This window comes from Pseudomonas asplenii, assembly GCF_001293465.1.
GTDB classification, from domain to species: domain Bacteria; phylum Pseudomonadota; class Gammaproteobacteria; order Pseudomonadales; family Pseudomonadaceae; genus Aquipseudomonas; species Aquipseudomonas fuscovaginae_B.
In genome coordinates this window covers 257895-273389 of record NZ_JSYZ01000015.1, presented here as the reverse complement: position 1 = coordinate 273389, position 15495 = coordinate 257895, and the positions used below count along the sequence as shown (strand labels likewise).

At 64.7% G+C, this 15495-nt stretch carries 15 protein-coding genes; 10 read left to right on the top strand and 5 right to left on the bottom strand.

Annotation, left to right across the window (positions count from 1 at the left end; all coding sequences use genetic code 11):
* Positions 1-6: 6 nt before the first annotated feature.
* The 3 genes from PF66_RS19995 to PF66_RS19985 form a co-directional block, all read right to left on the bottom strand.
* Entirely contained in the window at positions 7-2850 is a 2844-nt protein-coding gene (locus PF66_RS19995; RefSeq protein WP_054063617.1) for a class I adenylate cyclase, read from the bottom strand.
* A gap of 168 nt (positions 2851-3018) precedes the next feature.
* Positions 3019-3264 carry a TIGR02647 family protein gene (locus PF66_RS19990; protein WP_017901999.1) on the bottom strand — a complete coding sequence of 82 codons (246 nt, stop codon included), beginning with the start codon at positions 3262-3264 and terminating at the stop codon, positions 3019-3021.
* A 253-nt stretch (positions 3265-3517) separates the two neighbouring features.
* Positions 3518-3802: a hypothetical protein gene (locus PF66_RS19985; protein ID WP_054059358.1), complete on the bottom strand. Its 285-nt coding sequence runs from the start codon at positions 3800-3802 to the stop codon at positions 3518-3520.
* Between the two features lie 123 nt (positions 3803-3925).
* Between PF66_RS19985 and PF66_RS19980 the strand changes: the two genes are divergently transcribed.
* Positions 3926-4585 (top strand): glutathione S-transferase, encoded by a 660-nt coding sequence (locus PF66_RS19980; protein ID WP_054059357.1) that lies wholly within the window; start codon positions 3926-3928, stop codon positions 4583-4585.
* A 222-nt stretch (positions 4586-4807) separates the two neighbouring features.
* Here the strand turns inward: PF66_RS19980 and argH are convergent, their stop codons facing one another.
* The gene (gene argH, locus PF66_RS19975; RefSeq protein WP_054059356.1) at positions 4808-6202 is read right to left on the bottom strand and encodes an argininosuccinate lyase; all 1395 of its coding nucleotides are present in this window, start codon (positions 6200-6202) and stop codon (positions 4808-4810) included.
* Between the two features lie 160 nt (positions 6203-6362).
* Between argH and PF66_RS19970 the strand changes: the two genes are divergently transcribed.
* The 8 genes from PF66_RS19970 to PF66_RS19935 all read left to right on the top strand — a co-directional run bounded on the left by PF66_RS19970 (position 6363) and on the right by PF66_RS19935 (position 13802).
* Complete coding sequence (locus tag PF66_RS19970; RefSeq protein WP_054059355.1) at positions 6363-7442, top strand: sensor histidine kinase; 1080 nt, start codon at positions 6363-6365, stop codon at positions 7440-7442.
* A complete protein-coding gene (locus tag PF66_RS19965; protein ID WP_054059354.1) occupies positions 7439-8185 on the top strand; it encodes a LytR/AlgR family response regulator transcription factor in 747 nt (248 codons plus the stop codon). Before PF66_RS19970 ends, PF66_RS19965 begins: the two co-directional genes overlap by 4 nt.
* 138 nt (positions 8186-8323) lie before the next feature.
* Positions 8324-9265, top strand: a complete 942-nt coding sequence (gene hemC / locus PF66_RS19960) for a hydroxymethylbilane synthase (RefSeq protein WP_054063616.1) — start codon at positions 8324-8326, stop codon at positions 9263-9265.
* Positions 9262-10029, top strand: coding sequence for a uroporphyrinogen-III synthase (locus tag PF66_RS19955; RefSeq protein WP_054063615.1), 768 nt, complete (start codon positions 9262-9264; stop codon positions 10027-10029). Before hemC ends, PF66_RS19955 begins: the two co-directional genes overlap by 4 nt.
* A 17-nt stretch (positions 10030-10046) precedes the next feature.
* Positions 10047-11174 (top strand): uroporphyrinogen-III C-methyltransferase, encoded by a 1128-nt coding sequence (locus tag PF66_RS19950; RefSeq protein ID WP_054061395.1) that lies wholly within the window; start codon positions 10047-10049, stop codon positions 11172-11174.
* The gene (locus PF66_RS19945) at positions 11171-12409 is read left to right on the top strand and encodes a heme biosynthesis protein HemY (RefSeq protein ID WP_054063614.1); all 1239 of its coding nucleotides are present in this window, start codon (positions 11171-11173) and stop codon (positions 12407-12409) included. Before PF66_RS19950 ends, PF66_RS19945 begins: the two co-directional genes overlap by 4 nt.
* 226 nt (positions 12410-12635) lie before the next feature.
* Positions 12636-13160 (top strand): disulfide bond formation protein B, encoded by a 525-nt coding sequence (locus tag PF66_RS19940; protein WP_054061393.1) that lies wholly within the window; start codon positions 12636-12638, stop codon positions 13158-13160.
* Positions 13161-13343: 183 nt separating this feature from the next.
* Entirely contained in the window at positions 13344-13802 is a 459-nt protein-coding gene (locus tag PF66_RS19935) for an Rsd/AlgQ family anti-sigma factor (RefSeq protein ID WP_054061392.1), read from the top strand.
* Positions 13803-13865: 63 nt separating this feature from the next.
* Here PF66_RS19935 and PF66_RS19930 read toward each other — a convergent pair whose 3' ends face one another.
* Positions 13866-14531 carry an FKBP-type peptidyl-prolyl cis-trans isomerase gene (locus PF66_RS19930; RefSeq protein WP_054063613.1) on the bottom strand — a complete coding sequence of 222 codons (666 nt, stop codon included), beginning with the start codon at positions 14529-14531 and terminating at the stop codon, positions 13866-13868.
* Between the two features lie 192 nt (positions 14532-14723).
* On the opposite strand from PF66_RS19930, the gene PF66_RS19925 reads away from it, so the two are divergent.
* On the top strand, positions 14724-15495 hold a 772-nt coding region (locus tag PF66_RS19925; RefSeq protein WP_054061390.1), incomplete at its 3' end, for an AlgP family protein.

Below are 15495 nucleotides of genomic sequence, written 5' to 3'. Positions count from 1 at the left end.
CCGGCTTCAGACCAGATCCAGCGCGATGTTCAGCGAGTTCTCCAGCTCGGCCTTGTAGCGCAGGTGCAGGTTGGTCGAACCCGCTCCTTCGCCGACCAGGCCGCTGAGGTCCAGGTCGGTGATGTAGCAGCGGTAACGCTCGATCTCGCGGCGTTGGTCAACGATTTCCTGGGCCACCGCGATGTACAGCTGGTTGCCGTATTCCAGCTCGGAAAACTCCCGCTGATTGCAGTACAGGGTGACCTGCACCTCGTCCTGGCCGGTCTTGCCGACGATAGCCTGGACGTCGTAGAACGGCTTGTTGACCGGCGTCCGCGGTGCCGGTCGGGCCTCGACCCGGCGCGCCCGGCCCGGCGCTGAAGGCAGCAACTGGTAGTACAGGACTTCCAGCGTGCGGCTGGACGCCGAGTCCATCGGCATCAAGGCTTCGCGACGGTAGAGGATCGACTGCAGGAAGCGTTGCAGCGGCACCAGCAGGCTCTGTTCGTCGTGGAACGGCAGGCGCTGCTGCCACAGGGCATTGAACTCATCCAGCACATACAGCTCGGCCTGGTCTTCGTTGATCCGGTAGAACACCTGCACGCAGTCGGGCTGGCCCATCGGCAGCACCAGGGCCAGGTCGTGTTCTTCCATGGCGCGCAGGTCCAGATGCAGCGGGCTGTAGGCCGACAGGTCGCTGCTCAGGTAGTCGAGCAGCAGCGAGATGCTGTCCAGGGCGATGTGCTTGACGTGGCCGGGCACCAGCTCCAGCACGTGGTAATGCTGCTGGACCTGCACCAGATAACGGTGGTTGAGATTGCCCAGCAGCAGTTCCTGGGCGGTGTTGAGCACTTCCTCGACCCGCTGGGCGATGAACTGCGCACGGTTGTGGCAGAAACAGCGCACCTGCAGCTGCGGCATGTCGCGGCCCAGGGGCAGGTTGTTGAGGTAGTCGCGTACGCAGTCGAGCAGCGCATGCGGCCCGTCGTAGCGGTTGATCAGCACCTCGTTCCAGCTGTTGAGGGTGACCTGGTCGAGGGTCAGCACCAGGTTTTCCCGGACTCCGGCATAACTCAGGGAGTCGGTGCGCTCGGTGGTCATCAGGATATTCAGGTCGCGGTGGTGCTTGAGCGGGTCGACCCCGACGTTGACCAGGATCAGCACCTCGCCGGGGATGCTGGGGCGCAGCAACTGTTCTTCGTCGACACTGCTCAGTGGCAGGGCGATCAACTGCTGCAGGCTGCCGAGCAGGTTGAACAGCTCGAACTCGGTCAGGTCGCTGCTGCCGGGGTGCAGGGCCAGGCGGGTGCTGCTGTCGATCACGCCGTTGCGATGGCACCAGGTGAGCAGTTCGAGCAGCTCGCGGCTGCGCTTGATCGGCGCGAAATGCTCCCATTCCTGGGCGCCCAGGCTGCCGTTGTACAGGCCCCAGTGGGTCTGCCCCGGCTCCTTGCGGTTGGGCGACTGCACCAGGGTGAGGGTGTCCTCGGCCATGTCCGGGGCGATTCCGGGGTTGATGAATTCGATCTTGCCGGCCTTGCGCTCGAAGGCCGCGTAGAGCCGGCGGCCGAGCACGTTGAGGTCGCGCTTGTTGATCAGGCTGACCGCCTGCTCGCTGCGGGCGAACTGGGTCAGGAAGCGATAGCTGTAGTTCAGCTCGTTGACCAGCGCCCGGCGTTCGGCGCTGACCTGGCGGACCTTCCACTGACTGCGGCTGTCGAGCAGCGTCAGTTGCCGGCGGTCCCAGCCCCACTCGCCGGCCAGGCGGATCAGCAGCAGACGCTGCCAGCTGCTGTTGCGCGTGTTGCCGCCGGTGAGCTTGCGGTTGACCTTGAGATACAGGCTGCGCCGCACCAGCTCCAGCCGCTCCGGTTCGTTGCGGGCCTTGAGGTATTCCTCGATCCGCCGGTAGACCACGACATAGGGGTCCAGCTCGTCCAGGTCCAGCCGGTTGGCGAACACCGCCTGCTTGAAGCGCAGGCTCAGGCATTCGACCTGTGGGTGCTCGCTGGCATAGACCTCGGTCAGCAGCAGCTTGAGCACCGACTTGTAGGGCGACTCGATGCCCTTGAACAGTTGCCAGAGCCCGGCACCGATGAACTCTCCCGGCGGAATGTGCGCCAGGTGACCGAGGTCCAGGCACTCGTCGGCGCGGATGAAACGCTTGGACAGCAGGGTGTGGGTGTACTGGTCGTAGCGCGATTCCTCGTACACCGGCACCAGCCACCACAGCGGCGTGCGTCCGGCGAGCCAGATGGCGGTGCGGTAGAACTCGTCCAGCAGCAGGTAATGCTGGGTGGTGCCGCAGTCTTCCGAACTCAGTTGCGCGTCGCGCTCGCCACGGACGAAACGGGCCGGATCGATCAGGAAGAAGTGCGCCTCGGCGCCCTGGCTGGCCGCCCAGGCTTCGAGCAACTGGCATTTCTTGCGCAGTTCGGCCAGTTCGCCCTGGCTCAGGTCGCTGGCATGGCAGACCCAGAAGTCCATGTCGCTCTGGTCGGCCTGGGCCAGGGTGCCCAGGCTGCCCATCAGGAACAGCCCGTGGATCGGCCGTGGCAGGCTGGCGGGGCGGCTCTTGTAGGAGAACGAGCGGGTCAGGCGCTGGGCCTCGACCAGGGCCGCATCGTTCGGTTCGTAGTTCGACAGACCGGCGGGCGTGCTGCCCGAGACGTAGCCGGGCAGCAGCGGATGATTGACGTGGAAGAACAGCGGCAGCACGTTCAGCACCACCTGCTGGCGCGGCGACAGGCCTTCCAGGGCGCGCTCCAGTCGCCCCTGATTGAGTTTCAGGAAGCGCGAGCGCAGTTGACTGAGCACCTGGCGGTCAATGCCCTCGTCCAGGTTAGGGCGTATTTCGTGGGTGCGCGTCATCGGCTTGCGGCGCTCGGCATTAGGAAATATCTGAAAGACGCAGTTTACAGGCTAAGCGGGCCCCGCTTTAAGCTGAATTTGTCGATGGGTGTCAGATGGTCGGCTCACTGATCACGGGGAGCCCGCGCAGTCCGGGCAGAGGCGGGACCGCGTGGGCAATCTGCGCAATCAGGCAGCTTCTCTGACGCTCAGGATGGTCAGCAGGCCCTGGGCATGCTCGGCGGCATCGCGGCCCAGGCTGGTCAGGTAGCCACCATCGACCTGGGTGATCAGTTCCTTGTCGAACAGGCGTTTGGCGGCAGCGATGGCTGAAGGGGCGGCGGTCTGATGAATTTTCAGGCCCTCCTGGGAGCTTCCCAGGTTGAACAGTGCAAGGATTTCCAGTTCGGCAACCAGCTCAGGGGTATACGACATAAGGACTCCAGACTTTCAGGAATTATTATCGGGCGACGCACCACTAAGGTGATCCCACTTGCCCGGGCTGTCCAGTGCCGGGGCGTTTTCAGTGTAGACGGAGCGGGGATGGGTGTTGTTTTATCGGCCCTGTTCGCGGGCAAGCCACGCTCCTACAGGACGGAGCCGAACACAAATCTTGTGCTCGGCACGGACCTGTAGGAGCGTGGCTTGCCCGCGAATGGTCTCTGACGTCGCCGAAATCCCCTGAGGTTCATTCCTTTTCGGGCGGCAGCTCTGGCAAGGCGCGCAGGGCTGTTTCGTACCACTCGCTGTCGAACGGGCGATCGTCGTCGAGCATGGCGTCGATCTCCACCGCCAGTACATGGGCCATCAGGTTGAGGATCTCGTCGCGCTCGTAGCCGACCAGGGTCAGCTTGTTGAAGGTGGCCTTGGCGGCCGGCGGGTTGCCGCTTTCGATCTGGTTTTCGATGGCCTGGGTCAGGGTGGTCTCGGCGAACGCTTCGTCGTCGTTGTCGATATCGCTTGGCTCGCTCATGGCAGGCTCCTGTGGGTGAGGGCGCCAGTTTACCCGTATTGGGCGCCACGGTGCTGCTGGTCAATTTTTATCCAGTGCACTATAACTGCCTGCGCCCACCCCGCACGGCCTGGAGGCTCTGTGATGCTCAAGCTTTATGGATTTTCGGTCAGCAATTACTACAACATGGTGAAGCTGGCCCTGCTCGAAAAAGGACTGCCTTTCGAGGAGGTCGCTTTCTACCCCGGACAAAGCCCGGAAGCCCTGATGATCAGCCCGCGCGGCAAAGTACCGGTGCTTGGCGTTGAACAGGGCTACATCAACGAAACCACGGTGATTCTCGAGTACCTGGAAGACACCCAGGGCGGCCAGCCGCTGCTGCCGCGCGAGCCGTTCCAGCGGGCCCAGGTCATGGCGCTGGCCAAGGAGATCGAGCTGTACATCGAGCTGCCGGCGCGGGCCTGCTTTACCGAGGCGTTCTTCGGTATGCCGGTGCCGGAAGCGATCAAGGAAAAGACCCGTGGTGAATTGCTGCTCGGATTTGCCGCGCTCAAGCGCCATGGCAAGTTCGCCCCCTATGTGGCGGGCAGCGAGTTCACTGTGGCGGACCTGTATTTCCTCTACAGCGTCGACCTGGCCTGTGCGGTGGGTGGCAAGCTGTTCGGTATCGACCTGCTGGCCGACATGCCGCAGGCGAAGGCGTTGCTGGAGCGGTTGCAGCAGACCGAGCATGCCAGGCGGATCGCGGCGGACAAAGAGGCGGCGATGCCGGCGTTTCTGGCGATGATTGCGGCGAAGAAGTAGTTCTCCGGCCTGTGGGGGCCGGCTTGCTGGCGGTCCGCCGAGTGCGGCCAGCCAGCACTCGTGTGCCGCCAGCTATCGCCAGCAAGCGTCCCGCCCCACCGGCTCCCACAACGGTTGGACGGGTGTCCGGCTTCCTGGGGGCCGTCCAAACCGTGGGAGCGGGCTTGCCCGCGAATAGGTCCCACAAGTTTCGTGGGAGTCGACCGGGCTGGCGATCCGTTCCTAGCGGCTGGCGAGCAGGGCCTGGCCGCGGGCGACCGCTGCCTTGACCTGGGCCGGGGCGGTGCCGCCGATATGGTCGCGGGCATTGACCGAACCTTCCAGGGTCAGTACGGCGAACACGTCCTGTTCGATCTGGTCGCTGAACTGGCGCAGTTCCTCCAGGCTCATTTCCGCCAGGTCCTTGCCGGTCTCCACGCCGTATTTCACCGCATGGCCAACGATTTCGTGGCAATCACGGAACGGCAGGCCACGGCGCACCAGGTAGTCCGCCAGGTCGGTGGCGGTGGAGAAACCGCGCAGCGCCGCTTCGCGCATCACCGCGTGGCGCGGCTTGATCGCCGGGATCATGTCGGCGAACGCGCGCAGCGAATCGCGCAGGGTGTCGGCGGCGTCGAACAGCGGTTCCTTGTCTTCCTGGTTGTCCTTGTTGTAGGCCAGCGGCTGGCCTTTCATCAGGGTCAGCAGGCCGGTCAGCGAGCCGAACACCCGGCCGGTCTTGCCGCGTACCAGTTCCGGCACGTCGGGGTTCTTCTTCTGGGGCATGATCGAGCTGCCGGTGCAGAAGCGGTCCGGCAGGTCGATGAATTGGAACTGCGCGCTGGTCCACAGCACCAGCTCCTCGGAGAAACGCGACAGGTGCATCATCGCGATGCTGGCCGCCGAGCAGAATTCGATGGCGAAGTCGCGGTCGGAAACGTTGTCCAGCGAGTTGCCGCCCACGGCCTCGAAGCCCAGCAGCTGCGCGGTGTACTCGCGGTCGATCGGGTAGGTGGTGCCGGCCAGCGCGGCGCTGCCCAGGGGCATGCGGTTGGTGCGCTTGCGGCAGTCGACCAGGCGCTCGTAGTCGCGGCTGAGCATCTCGAACCAGGCCAGCAGATGGTGGCCGAAGGTCACCGGCTGGGCGGTCTGCAGGTGGGTGAAGCCGGGCATGATGCTCCCTGCCTCGCGCTCGGCCTGTTCCAGCAGGCCTTTCTGCAGGCGGGTGATTTGCGCCAGGATCAGGTCGATCTCGTCACGCAGCCACAGGCGGATGTCGGTGGCGACCTGGTCGTTGCGGCTGCGCCCGGTGTGCAGCTTCTTGCCGGTGATGCCGATGCGGTCGGTCAGACGCGCCTCGATGTTCATGTGCACGTCTTCCAGGTCTACGCGCCAGTCGAAGTGGCCGGCCTCGATTTCGCCCTGGATGGTGGTCAGTCCGTCGATGATGCTGTCGCGCTCGGCATCGGTCAGCACGCCGACCTTGGCCAGCATCGTCGCGTGGGCGATCGAACCCATGATGTCGTGGCGGTAGAGGCGCTGGTCGAACGTGACGGAGGCGGTGAAGCGGGCGACGAAGGCGTCGACCGGTTCGCTGAAACGGCCGCCCCAGGACTGATTGGTCTTGTCGGTGCTCATGGATTCGCTCGTGATCTGCTGAAGATGGATTGCCGGAAAAATTGTTGCCGATCATAGCAGGGTTGCTCCGGCTGGGGCTGACGCCGGTCGTGCGGTTTTTATTTCGACCGAATCGGTCGCATGGCTTGTCGTCGACAGCACAGACGTCGACACTGGGGGTATGCCAACCTCACGAACGAACACCGGGCGTGATGCGCCCGCGACACCGGAATTCTTCCTGCCGGAGCTCTGCCTGCCCGAGGCGCTGCTGGTGCTGGTGGTATTGGCCGAGCTGCTGGTGATGGTGCTGGTGCTCAGCGAACCGATGCCCGCCGGCTTCGATTGGGTGCGCCTGGCCCTGACGTCGCTGTATGTGCAGTGGATCGTGCTGCTCTCGGCGGCCGTGCTGTGCGCCGCCCGGGCCTGGCTGGCGCGCCTGCGCCCCGGCGTGGCCGGGGTATTGTGCTGTCTCCTGGTGGTCGGGCTGACACTGGCCTGCACCGCGCTCACCGAATACTTTTCCCTCGTCGCCACCCAGGCCGACAGCGGCAGCCCCGGCCGTTATCTGCGCCATGCGCTGATCAGTCTCATCATGTCGGCGCTGATGCTGCGCTACTTTTACCTGCAGAGTCAGTGGCGGCGCCAGCAGCAGGCGGAGTTGCAGGCCCGGCTGGAGGCCTTGCAGGCACGGATCCGCCCGCACTTCCTGTTCAACAGCCTGAACAGCATTGCCAGCCTGGTGGCGAGCGACCCGCGCCAAGCCGAGCAGGCGGTGCTGGACCTGTCCGATCTGTTCCGGGCCAGTCTCGCCAAGCCGGGAAACCTGGTGACCTGGCGCGAAGAACTGGAATTGGCGCAACGATATTTGTCGATCGAACGCTATCGTCTCGGCAACCGTCTACAGTTGGACTGGAGGGTCGGCACAATTCCGGAGGATTTGCCGATCCCGCAACTGACCTTGCAGCCTTTACTGGAAAACGCTCTGATCTACGGCATCGCTCCGCGTGTCGAAGGCGGGGTGGTCAGGGTCGAAGCCGACTATAGAGAGGGGGAGTTCGTATTGTGTATCAGCAATCCCTATGACGCCGCCGTGCAGCAGGCGTCCAACGGTACTCACCTGGCACTGGTGAACATTGGTGCACGACTTGCGGCACTTTTTGGGCCTCGCGCTAGTCTTAGCGTGGATCGCCGTGACGGCCGTCACTTCACCTGTCTACGCTATCCTTGTGCGAGACTCACTCAGGAATCCAGCGCAATATGAATGTCCTGATCGTTGATGACGAACCCCTGGCCCGCGAACGCCTGACCCGTCTGGTCGGCGAACTCGAGGGTTACAGTGTATTGGAGCCCAGCGCCACCAATGGCGAAGAGGCATTGGCCCTGATCGACAGCCTCAAGCCGGATATCGTCCTGCTCGACATCCGCATGCCCGGCCTCGATGGCCTGCAGGTGGCTGCGCGCCTATGCGAACGCGAAACACCGCCAGCGGTGGTGTTCTGCACCGCCCATGACGAGTTCGCCCTGGAAGCCTTCCAGGTCAGCGCGGTGGGCTATCTGGTCAAGCCGGTACGCCCCGAGCATCTGCTCGAAGCCCTGAAGAAGGCCGAGCGGCCCAACCGTGTGCAACTGGCCGCGTTGACCCGGCCGGCGGCGGAAAGCGGCAACGGGCCGCGGACCCATATCAGCGCGAGGACCCGCAAGGGCATCGAGCTGATCCCCATCGGCCAGGTGATCTACTTCATCGCCGACCACAAGTACGTGACCCTGCGCCATGAAGGCGGCGAGGTGCTGCTCGACGAGCCGCTCAAGGCCCTGGAAGACGAGTTCGGCGAACGCTTCGTGCGCATCCACCGCAACGCACTGGTGGCCCGCGACCGTATCGAACGCCTGCAGCGCACGCCCCTGGGACACTTCCAGCTGTTCCTCAAGGGCCTCAACGGTGATGCACTGATCGTCAGCCGGCGGCATGTCGCCGGTGTGCGCAAGATGATGCAGCAGCTTTAACCCGGGGCTTGCAACAGGCCCCGGGGTTCATCCGTCCGCTGTTCCAGGCCAGGGAGGCTGCGGACTTCCTGATACAAGTCAAAGCTGGCCGGGCTGAACTGTTATTATCTGCCGTATCTATTCAGTACGGACCGTTCCATGTCTTCTCGCGAAATCCGCATCGCTACCCGTAAGAGCGCGCTCGCCCTGTGGCAGGCCGAATACGTCAAGGCCCGCCTGGAACAGGCTCACCCGGGGTTGCTGGTGACCCTGGTGCCGATGGTCAGCCGCGGCGACAAGCTGCTCGACTCGCCCCTGTCGAAAATCGGTGGCAAGGGCTTGTTCGTCAAGGAGCTGGAAACCGCCCTGCTCGAGAACGAAGCGGACATCGCCGTGCACTCCATGAAAGACGTGCCGATGGATTTTCCCGAGGGGCTGGGCCTGTTCTGCATCTGCGAGCGTGAAGATCCCCGCGACGCCTTCGTCTCCAATACCTACGCCAGCCTGGACGCCCTGCCGGCCGGGGCGGTGGTCGGCACGTCGAGCCTGCGCCGCCAGGCCCAGTTGCTGACCCGCCGGCCCGACCTGCAGATCCGCTTCCTGCGGGGCAACGTCAATACCCGCCTGGCCAAGCTCGACGCGGGTGAATACGACGCGATCATCCTGGCGGCGGCGGGGCTGATTCGCCTCGGCTTCGAAAACCGGATCAGCTCGGCCATCAGCGTCGAGGACAGCCTGCCGGCGGGTGGCCAGGGAGCCGTGGGCATCGAATGCCGCAGTGCCGACCACGAGATCCATGCGTTGCTCGCCCCCCTGCACCACGCGGACACTTCCGTGCGGGTCACGGCCGAGCGGGCGCTGAACAAGCATCTCAACGGCGGCTGTCAGGTGCCGATCGCCTGCTACGCGGTGCTGGAAGGCGGGCAGGTCTGGCTGCGCGGCCTGGTCGGCCAGCCGGCCGGCGGCCTGCTGCTGACCGCCGAGGCCCGCGCCCCGCAGGCAGACGCCGAGGCCCTGGGCGTGCGGGTTGCCGAGGACCTGCTGGGGCAGGGCGCCGATGCCATTCTCAAGGCGGTCTACGGCGAGGCCGACGGCCAATGAGTGGCTGGCGCCTTCTGCTGACCCGGCCGGCGGACGAGTCGGCCGCGCTCTCGGCGACTCTGGCCGAAGCCGGAATTTTCAGCAGTGCCCTGCCATTGCTGGCGATCCAGCCGCTGGTCATCGAAGGTGCCGAACTGAGCAAGATTCTCGAACTGCCTTTCTATGCGGCGGCGATCGTCGTCAGCAAGCCGGCTGCGCGCCTGGGCCTCGACCTGGTCGACCGCTACTGGCCGCAGCCGCCGATGCTGGACTGGTTTACCGTGGGCGCCGCGACAGCGGGCCTGCTGGACGACTATGGCCTGCGCGTGCACTACCCGGCCGAAGGGGACGACAGCGAAGCCCTGCTGGCGTTGCCAGCCTTGCAGGAGGCGTTGGCCCAGCCCGAACCGAGGGTGCTGATCCTGCGTGGAGAGGGCGGACGTGAACTGCTGGCCGAGCGTTTACGCGCCCAAGGTGCTAGTGTCGACTATCTGGAATTGTACCGCCGCCTCCTGCCCGAATATGCCGACGGCACCCTGACCCGACAGATTCAAGCGGAACGCCTGAACGGGCTGGTGGTCAGCAGTGGACAGGGTTTTGACCACCTGCGACAGGTGGCGGGAGCGGATTGGCCTGAAGTGGCCCGGTTGCCGTTGTTCGTTCCAAGCCCGCGGGTGGCGCAGATGGCCCGTGCCGCCGGGGTGGAACATGTTGTGGATTGTCGTGGTGCCAGCGCCACGGCCTTGCTGGCGGCGTTGCAGGAGTACCCTGTGCCCGCTTTCTGAATGCAAAGGATGGACACGTGAGCGATACAGCCTTGCCAAAAGAACAAGCTCAACCGGCGCCCGAGACGCCGGCCAAACCGCCGGCGGCGCCTGTCGAGCGCCGTGGCAACGGTCTGGCGATCCTTGCCCTGCTACTGGGGGCCGCCGGGGTGGCCGCCGGTGGCTGGGGGATCTGGCAGGTGCGCAACCTGCAGGCCAATCACCAGCAGCAGAGCGGGCAACTGCAGGACCTGGGCAACCAGGCGCAGTCGCTCAAACTCAGTGAACAGCAACTGTCCGCGCGCCTGGACCAGTTGCCGGCCGCCTCCGAACTGGAGGACCGGCGCCGCCTGGTGGCGCAGTTGCAGGGCGACCAGCAGCGACTGAGTCAGCGCCTGGAAAGCGTGCTGGGGGCCAGCCGCAAGGACTGGCGCCTGGCCGAGGCGGAGCATCTGCTGCGCCTGGCCACACTGCGCCTGTCCGCCTTGCAGGACGTGACCAGTGCCCTGGCGCTGGTACAGGGGGCCGACGACATCCTGCGTGAGCAGAACGACCCGGGTTCGTTCGCCGCCCGTGAACAACTGGCCAAGAGCCTGGCGGCGCTGCGCAGCACCGAGCAGCCGGACCGCACCGGGTTGTTCCTGCAACTGGGCGCACTGCGCGACCAGGTTGCCCAGCTCAACGAACTGGCGCCGGAATACAAGGATCGTGGCGACTCGTTGCTGGGCCTGACTTCCGATGGCGATGGCGCCAGCCGCTGGGCCCAGTGGTGGGACGAGATCTCGCGCTACATCCGCATCGACTTCAACGCCAACAAGAACATCCGGCCGCTGCTGGCCGGGCAGAGCCTGACCCAGGTCCGCCTGGCCCTTAGCCTGGCCCTGGAGCAGGCGCAGTGGGCGGCCCTGAACGGCCAGGCGCAGGTGTACACCCAGGCCCTGACCGAGGCCCGTGACGTGTTGACCGGCAGCTTCAACCCGGACAATCCGCAGAGCAAGGTCATGGTCGAGCAGCTCGCCGAACTGAGCCGCAAGCCGGTGACGGTGCTGACACCTGATCTCGCCGCGACCCTGGGCGCCGTCCAGGCCTACCTCGAGCGGCGGCACGTGGAAACCGAGACGCCGGTACGCGGCGAGGCGAAACCGGCGCAGGAGACCAGCCCATGAAGCGATTCATCGCCATTGCCCTGCTGGTCATCGCCGTTGTCGGCCTGGTGGGGTACGCGATTTACCGGCATGCCGGCTACGTGCTGATCGCCTATGACAGCTTCCGTTACGAATCCAGCCTGTGGGCGTTCCTCGCCGTGCTGCTGGTGTTGTGGCTGGTCTATCGACTGCTGAAGTGGCTGGTCGGTCTGGTCACGGCATCCAGCTCGGCGGCCAATCCCTGGTCCCGGCGCAACCGCAGCCGACGCGTCCAGCTGGCCATCGAACACGGCCAGATGGACCTCGCCGAAGGCCGCTGGGCCAGTGCCCAGAAGCATCTGCAGCGCGCCGCCGAGGCTGAGCGCCAGCCGTTGCTTTATTACCTTGGCGCGGCGCGCGCGGCCAACGAGCAGGGCAAGTATGAGGAATGCGACAGCCTGCTGGAGCGGGCCCTGACACGCCAGCCGCAGGCCGAACTGGCGATTGCCCTGAGTCACGCGCAGTTGCAGGTCGACCGTGGCGATACCGATGGGGCCTTGGCTACCCTGCAGGCGATGCACGATCTGCATCCCCACAGTGTCCAGGTGCTGCGGCAGTTGCAGCGTTTGCACCAGCAGCGTGGCGACTGGTCGGCGGTGGTCCGGCTGCTGCCGGAGTTGCGCAAGGACAAGGCCCTGCCGCCCGCCGAACTGGCGGAACTGGAGCGACGTGCCTGGGGTGAAAATCTGAGCCTGGCGGTGCGCCGTGAGCAGGATGGTGAAGCCGGGCTGAAATCCCTGGAGCGCGCCTGGCAGCAGTTGTCCGCGGCCCAGCGCCAGGAGCCGCAACTGGTGCTGGCCTATGCCGAGCAACTGCGTCAGCTGGGGGCGGACGGCGAGGCCGAGGAGGCTTTGCGTACGGCGCTCAAGCGCCAGTACGACAGCCATCTGGCCCGGCTCTACGGCCTGTTGCGCGGGCGTGACCCGGTGCGCCAGTTGCAGACCGCCGAGGGCTGGCTCAAGGAGCATCCGGGCGATGCCAGCCTGCTGCTGACCCTGGGCCGCCTGTGCCTGCAGAACAGCCTGTGGGGCAAGGCGCGGGATTACCTGGAAGCCAGCCTGCGGGTGCAGCGCAATCCGGAGGCCTGTGCCGAGCTCGCCCGGTTGCTGGCCCAGTTGGGCGATACCGAGCGCAGCAACCAGCTGTTCCAGGAAGGTCTCGGCCTGCTGGATGAGCGCCTGCTCGCGCGGCCGCTGCCGGTTCCGGTCAGCGCCTGACGGCGGCAAGGGACGGGGCGCCTGTGGTGGGCGTTCCGTCCCGGACACGCGGCCTATTTCCCTGTAATGCCTTGATACCGAAATCCTACTTGCCACGTAATGGTTTCATCGGACGCCTATCGGTAATTCCTTACAGGCTTGAGGAATTATCTGCGCTGGCTTGCCTTGAAAGGGCCGCGGCCTTTCCTCTACCGTAACTGCCTGTCTCTCCTGTTACGGAATAGCCATGTTCCTGGCCCGCTCACGTTCTCTGTTCTCCCTGGCCTTCCTGGCAGCGGCGCCGGTCATGGCGGCTTCGTTGTACCTGGAGTATGGGGTGGGACTGGAGCCTTGCTCGTTGTGCCTGGTCCAGCGGCTGTTCCTCGCCGGCTTCTGCCTGGTCAGCCTGTTGGGCGCATTGCACGGGCCGGCGCGAGTCGGCTGTCGGGTGTATGGCGCGCTGGGCCTGCTGTTCGCCCTGGCCGGCGCGGCGACCGCGGCCCGTCAGGTCCTGCTGCAGCAGGTACCGCCGGAGGAGTTGATGATCTGCCAGCCCGGCCTGCATTGCCTGATGGAGCAGGTATCGCCGTTGCAGGCGCTGCAACTGATGTTCCGGGCCACCGCCGAGTGCGCGCAGATCCATTGGACGCTGTTCGACCTGAGCATTCCCGAGTGGAGCCTGCTGGCCTTTGTCGGCATGAGCCTGGTGGCGATCTACCAGATGATCGGCCCGGTTCTCGGTGGTTGGCGCGGTGCCTCGCGCGACCGATAGTCGCCCCCGCGGATTAAACGCTTGTATGAACTTTCTCGTCTGCGTACCTTGAAGCAGGTGTCGTGCGGGCATAATCTGGCCCGCACGCATCCAACGCAAACAAGGTTGCCCTGTTTGGCCAAGTCAGGATCCTCGGTGGGTACGAGGTGTCGGGCGGCATGACCCTGAAGGGAAGAAATCACCATGCTCGAAAGTTGTCAGAATGCCCAGGAACGCTGGGGCGGAGTCCATCTGCTGATCGATCGCTGGTTGCAGCATCGCCATGAACTCGTGCGGGCCTATGATGCGCTCGGCGCCGAGCCTGGAGCCCTGGCGGACAGTCGCCAGCCGTTGCAGGAGTTCTGTGGGGTCCTGGTGGACTATGTGTCGGCCGGACACTTCGAAATCTATGAACAGCTCACCAGCGAGGCCAAGGCCTTTGGCGACCAGCGCGGGCTGAAACTGGCCGATACCCTCTACCCCCGTATCGATGTGATCACCGAAAAGCTGCTGGCTTTCAACGATCTGTGCGACGCCGGCAAGTGCGTGGCGGAGAAGTTCAAGGAACTCGGTGGCCTGTTGCATGAGCGCTTCGAGCTTGAGGACTGCCTGATCGAAGTGCTGCACAACGCCCACAAGGAAGAGGCCGTCGCCCAGGCTTGAGCGGTAATGGGCAGTCCCTGAAGACGGTGCGCATGGCGCACCGTTTTTCGTTTCAGGCCAGGTTCAACTGGCGACGCCGAGCAGTTCGATATCGAAGACCAGCGGGGTGTAGGGCGCGATCAGGTCGCCGGCACCGTCCGCACCATAAGCCTGTGCCGACGGCAATACCAGGCGCCATTTGGCCCCGACCTGCATCTGCGGCAGGGCGCTGCGCCAGCCATTGATCACACTGTCCAGGCGAAACCACTGCGGCTGGTCGTTCTGGTCGAAGACCGTGCCATTGGGCAGGTGCCCGACATAGCGCACCTGGACCCGTCCGTTGGCGGCAACCTTTTCGCCGGTGCCCGGTGTCAGCTCGGTCACCAGGATACCGTCGGCCAGTTCGCGGACACCTGGCTTGGCTTTCTCTTCGGCGAGGAATTTCTTCTCGGCCTCGAGTGCGACTTCGCTTTGCGGCTTGGTCGAATCGTCGGCGGCCTGCGCTTCGTGGGCGGCGAGGATCTGTTCGATCCGTTCGTTCGCGAGTGCCAGCGGCTTGCCCTGATAGGCCTGTTGCAGACCCTCCACCAGCGCCTTGAGTTGCAGGTTCGGCACCTCCTGGCGCAAGCGTTCGCCCAGGCTGGCGCCGAGGCTGTAGGCGAGGTCATGGGCGTCGTCGGCTTTTCCCTCCGTTGCGCCGTGGGCCAGCGGCAGAACAAGACACAGCGACAGCATTAGGTAACGCGACATGGCAACTCTCCGACCTGAGACCCGACGGATTATGCCAGTGCCGCACGCCGGTTGTGGGGCTGCGCGAATGATCCCCGAGAACATTTTTTGCCGCATGCAACGTCGGCCCTCCAATACTGTCAACATGCCCTAGCGGCGGTAGTCACAGAAGGTCTAGTATGAGCCGCACTCACGTCAGCCAGGAGGTAAACCATGTCGGCCACCAAGAAGCCTGTAAATACTCCGTTGCACTTGCTCCAACAACTGTCGGGCAGCCTGCTCGAGCATTTGGAAAACGCTTGCTCGCAAGCCTTGGCTGATGCTGAAAAACTGCTCGCCAAACTGGAAAAACAACGCGGCAAGGCTCAGGAAAAACTGCACAAGTCGCGCACCAAATTGCAGGACGCCGCCACTGCTGGCAAAGCCAAGGCGCAAGCCAAGGCCAAGGCCGCTATCGGTGAGCTGGAAGAGCTGCTCGACAAGCTGAAAACCAGCCAATCGGAAACCCGCGCCTACATCCTGCAACTCAAGCGTGATGCACAGGAAAGCCTGAAGTTGGCGCAAGGCGTTGGTCGTGTGAAAGAAGCCGTGACCAAGGCGCTTTCGACCCGTGAAACCAAACCGGCCGCACCGGCCAAGGTCGCTGCCAAGCCTGCCGCCAAGCCAGCCGCGAAACCTGTCGCTGCTAAAACTGCCGCCGTCAAACCTGCCGCTGCCAAGCCTGCTGCCGCCAAGCCAGCTGCTGCTAAAACGGCTGCTGCCAAACCCGCTGCGAAACCTGCCGCTGCCAAGCCTGCTGCCGCCAAGCCCGCCGCGAAACCGGCTACTGCCAAGCCAGCTGCCGCCAAGCCCGCCGCGAAACCTGCCGCTGCCAAGCCAGCTGCCGCCAAACCCGCTGCGAAACCAGCTACTGCCAAGACTGCTGCCGCCAAACCCGCTGCGAAACCGGCTACTGCCAAGACTGCTGCCGCCAAGCCCGCCGCGA

Coding starts and splice junctions, on each gene's coding strand:
- PF66_RS19980 (WP_054059357.1), top strand. CDS start 3,926: ATGCTCAAGCTTTATGGATTTTCGGTCAGCAATTACTACAACATGGTG.
- PF66_RS19965 (WP_054059354.1), top strand. CDS start 7,439: ATGAATGTCCTGATCGTTGATGACGAACCCCTGGCCCGCGAACGCCTG.
- PF66_RS19970 (WP_054059355.1), top strand. CDS start 6,363: ATGCCAACCTCACGAACGAACACCGGGCGTGATGCGCCCGCGACACCG.
- PF66_RS19945 (WP_054063614.1), top strand. CDS start 11,171: ATGAAGCGATTCATCGCCATTGCCCTGCTGGTCATCGCCGTTGTCGGC.
- PF66_RS19955 (WP_054063615.1), top strand. CDS start 9,262: ATGAGTGGCTGGCGCCTTCTGCTGACCCGGCCGGCGGACGAGTCGGCC.
- PF66_RS19995 (WP_054063617.1), bottom strand. CDS start 2,850: ATGACGCGCACCCACGAAATACGCCCTAACCTGGACGAGGGCATTGAC.
- PF66_RS19935 (WP_054061392.1), top strand. CDS start 13,344: ATGCTCGAAAGTTGTCAGAATGCCCAGGAACGCTGGGGCGGAGTCCAT.
- PF66_RS19990 (WP_017901999.1), bottom strand. CDS start 3,264: ATGTCGTATACCCCTGAGCTGGTTGCCGAACTGGAAATCCTTGCACTG.
- PF66_RS19930 (WP_054063613.1), bottom strand. CDS start 14,531: ATGTCGCGTTACCTAATGCTGTCGCTGTGTCTTGTTCTGCCGCTGGCC.
- PF66_RS19985 (WP_054059358.1), bottom strand. CDS start 3,802: ATGAGCGAGCCAAGCGATATCGACAACGACGACGAAGCGTTCGCCGAG.
- PF66_RS19940 (WP_054061393.1), top strand. CDS start 12,636: ATGTTCCTGGCCCGCTCACGTTCTCTGTTCTCCCTGGCCTTCCTGGCA.
- hemC (WP_054063616.1), top strand. CDS start 8,324: ATGTCTTCTCGCGAAATCCGCATCGCTACCCGTAAGAGCGCGCTCGCC.
- argH (WP_054059356.1), bottom strand. CDS start 6,202: ATGAGCACCGACAAGACCAATCAGTCCTGGGGCGGCCGTTTCAGCGAA.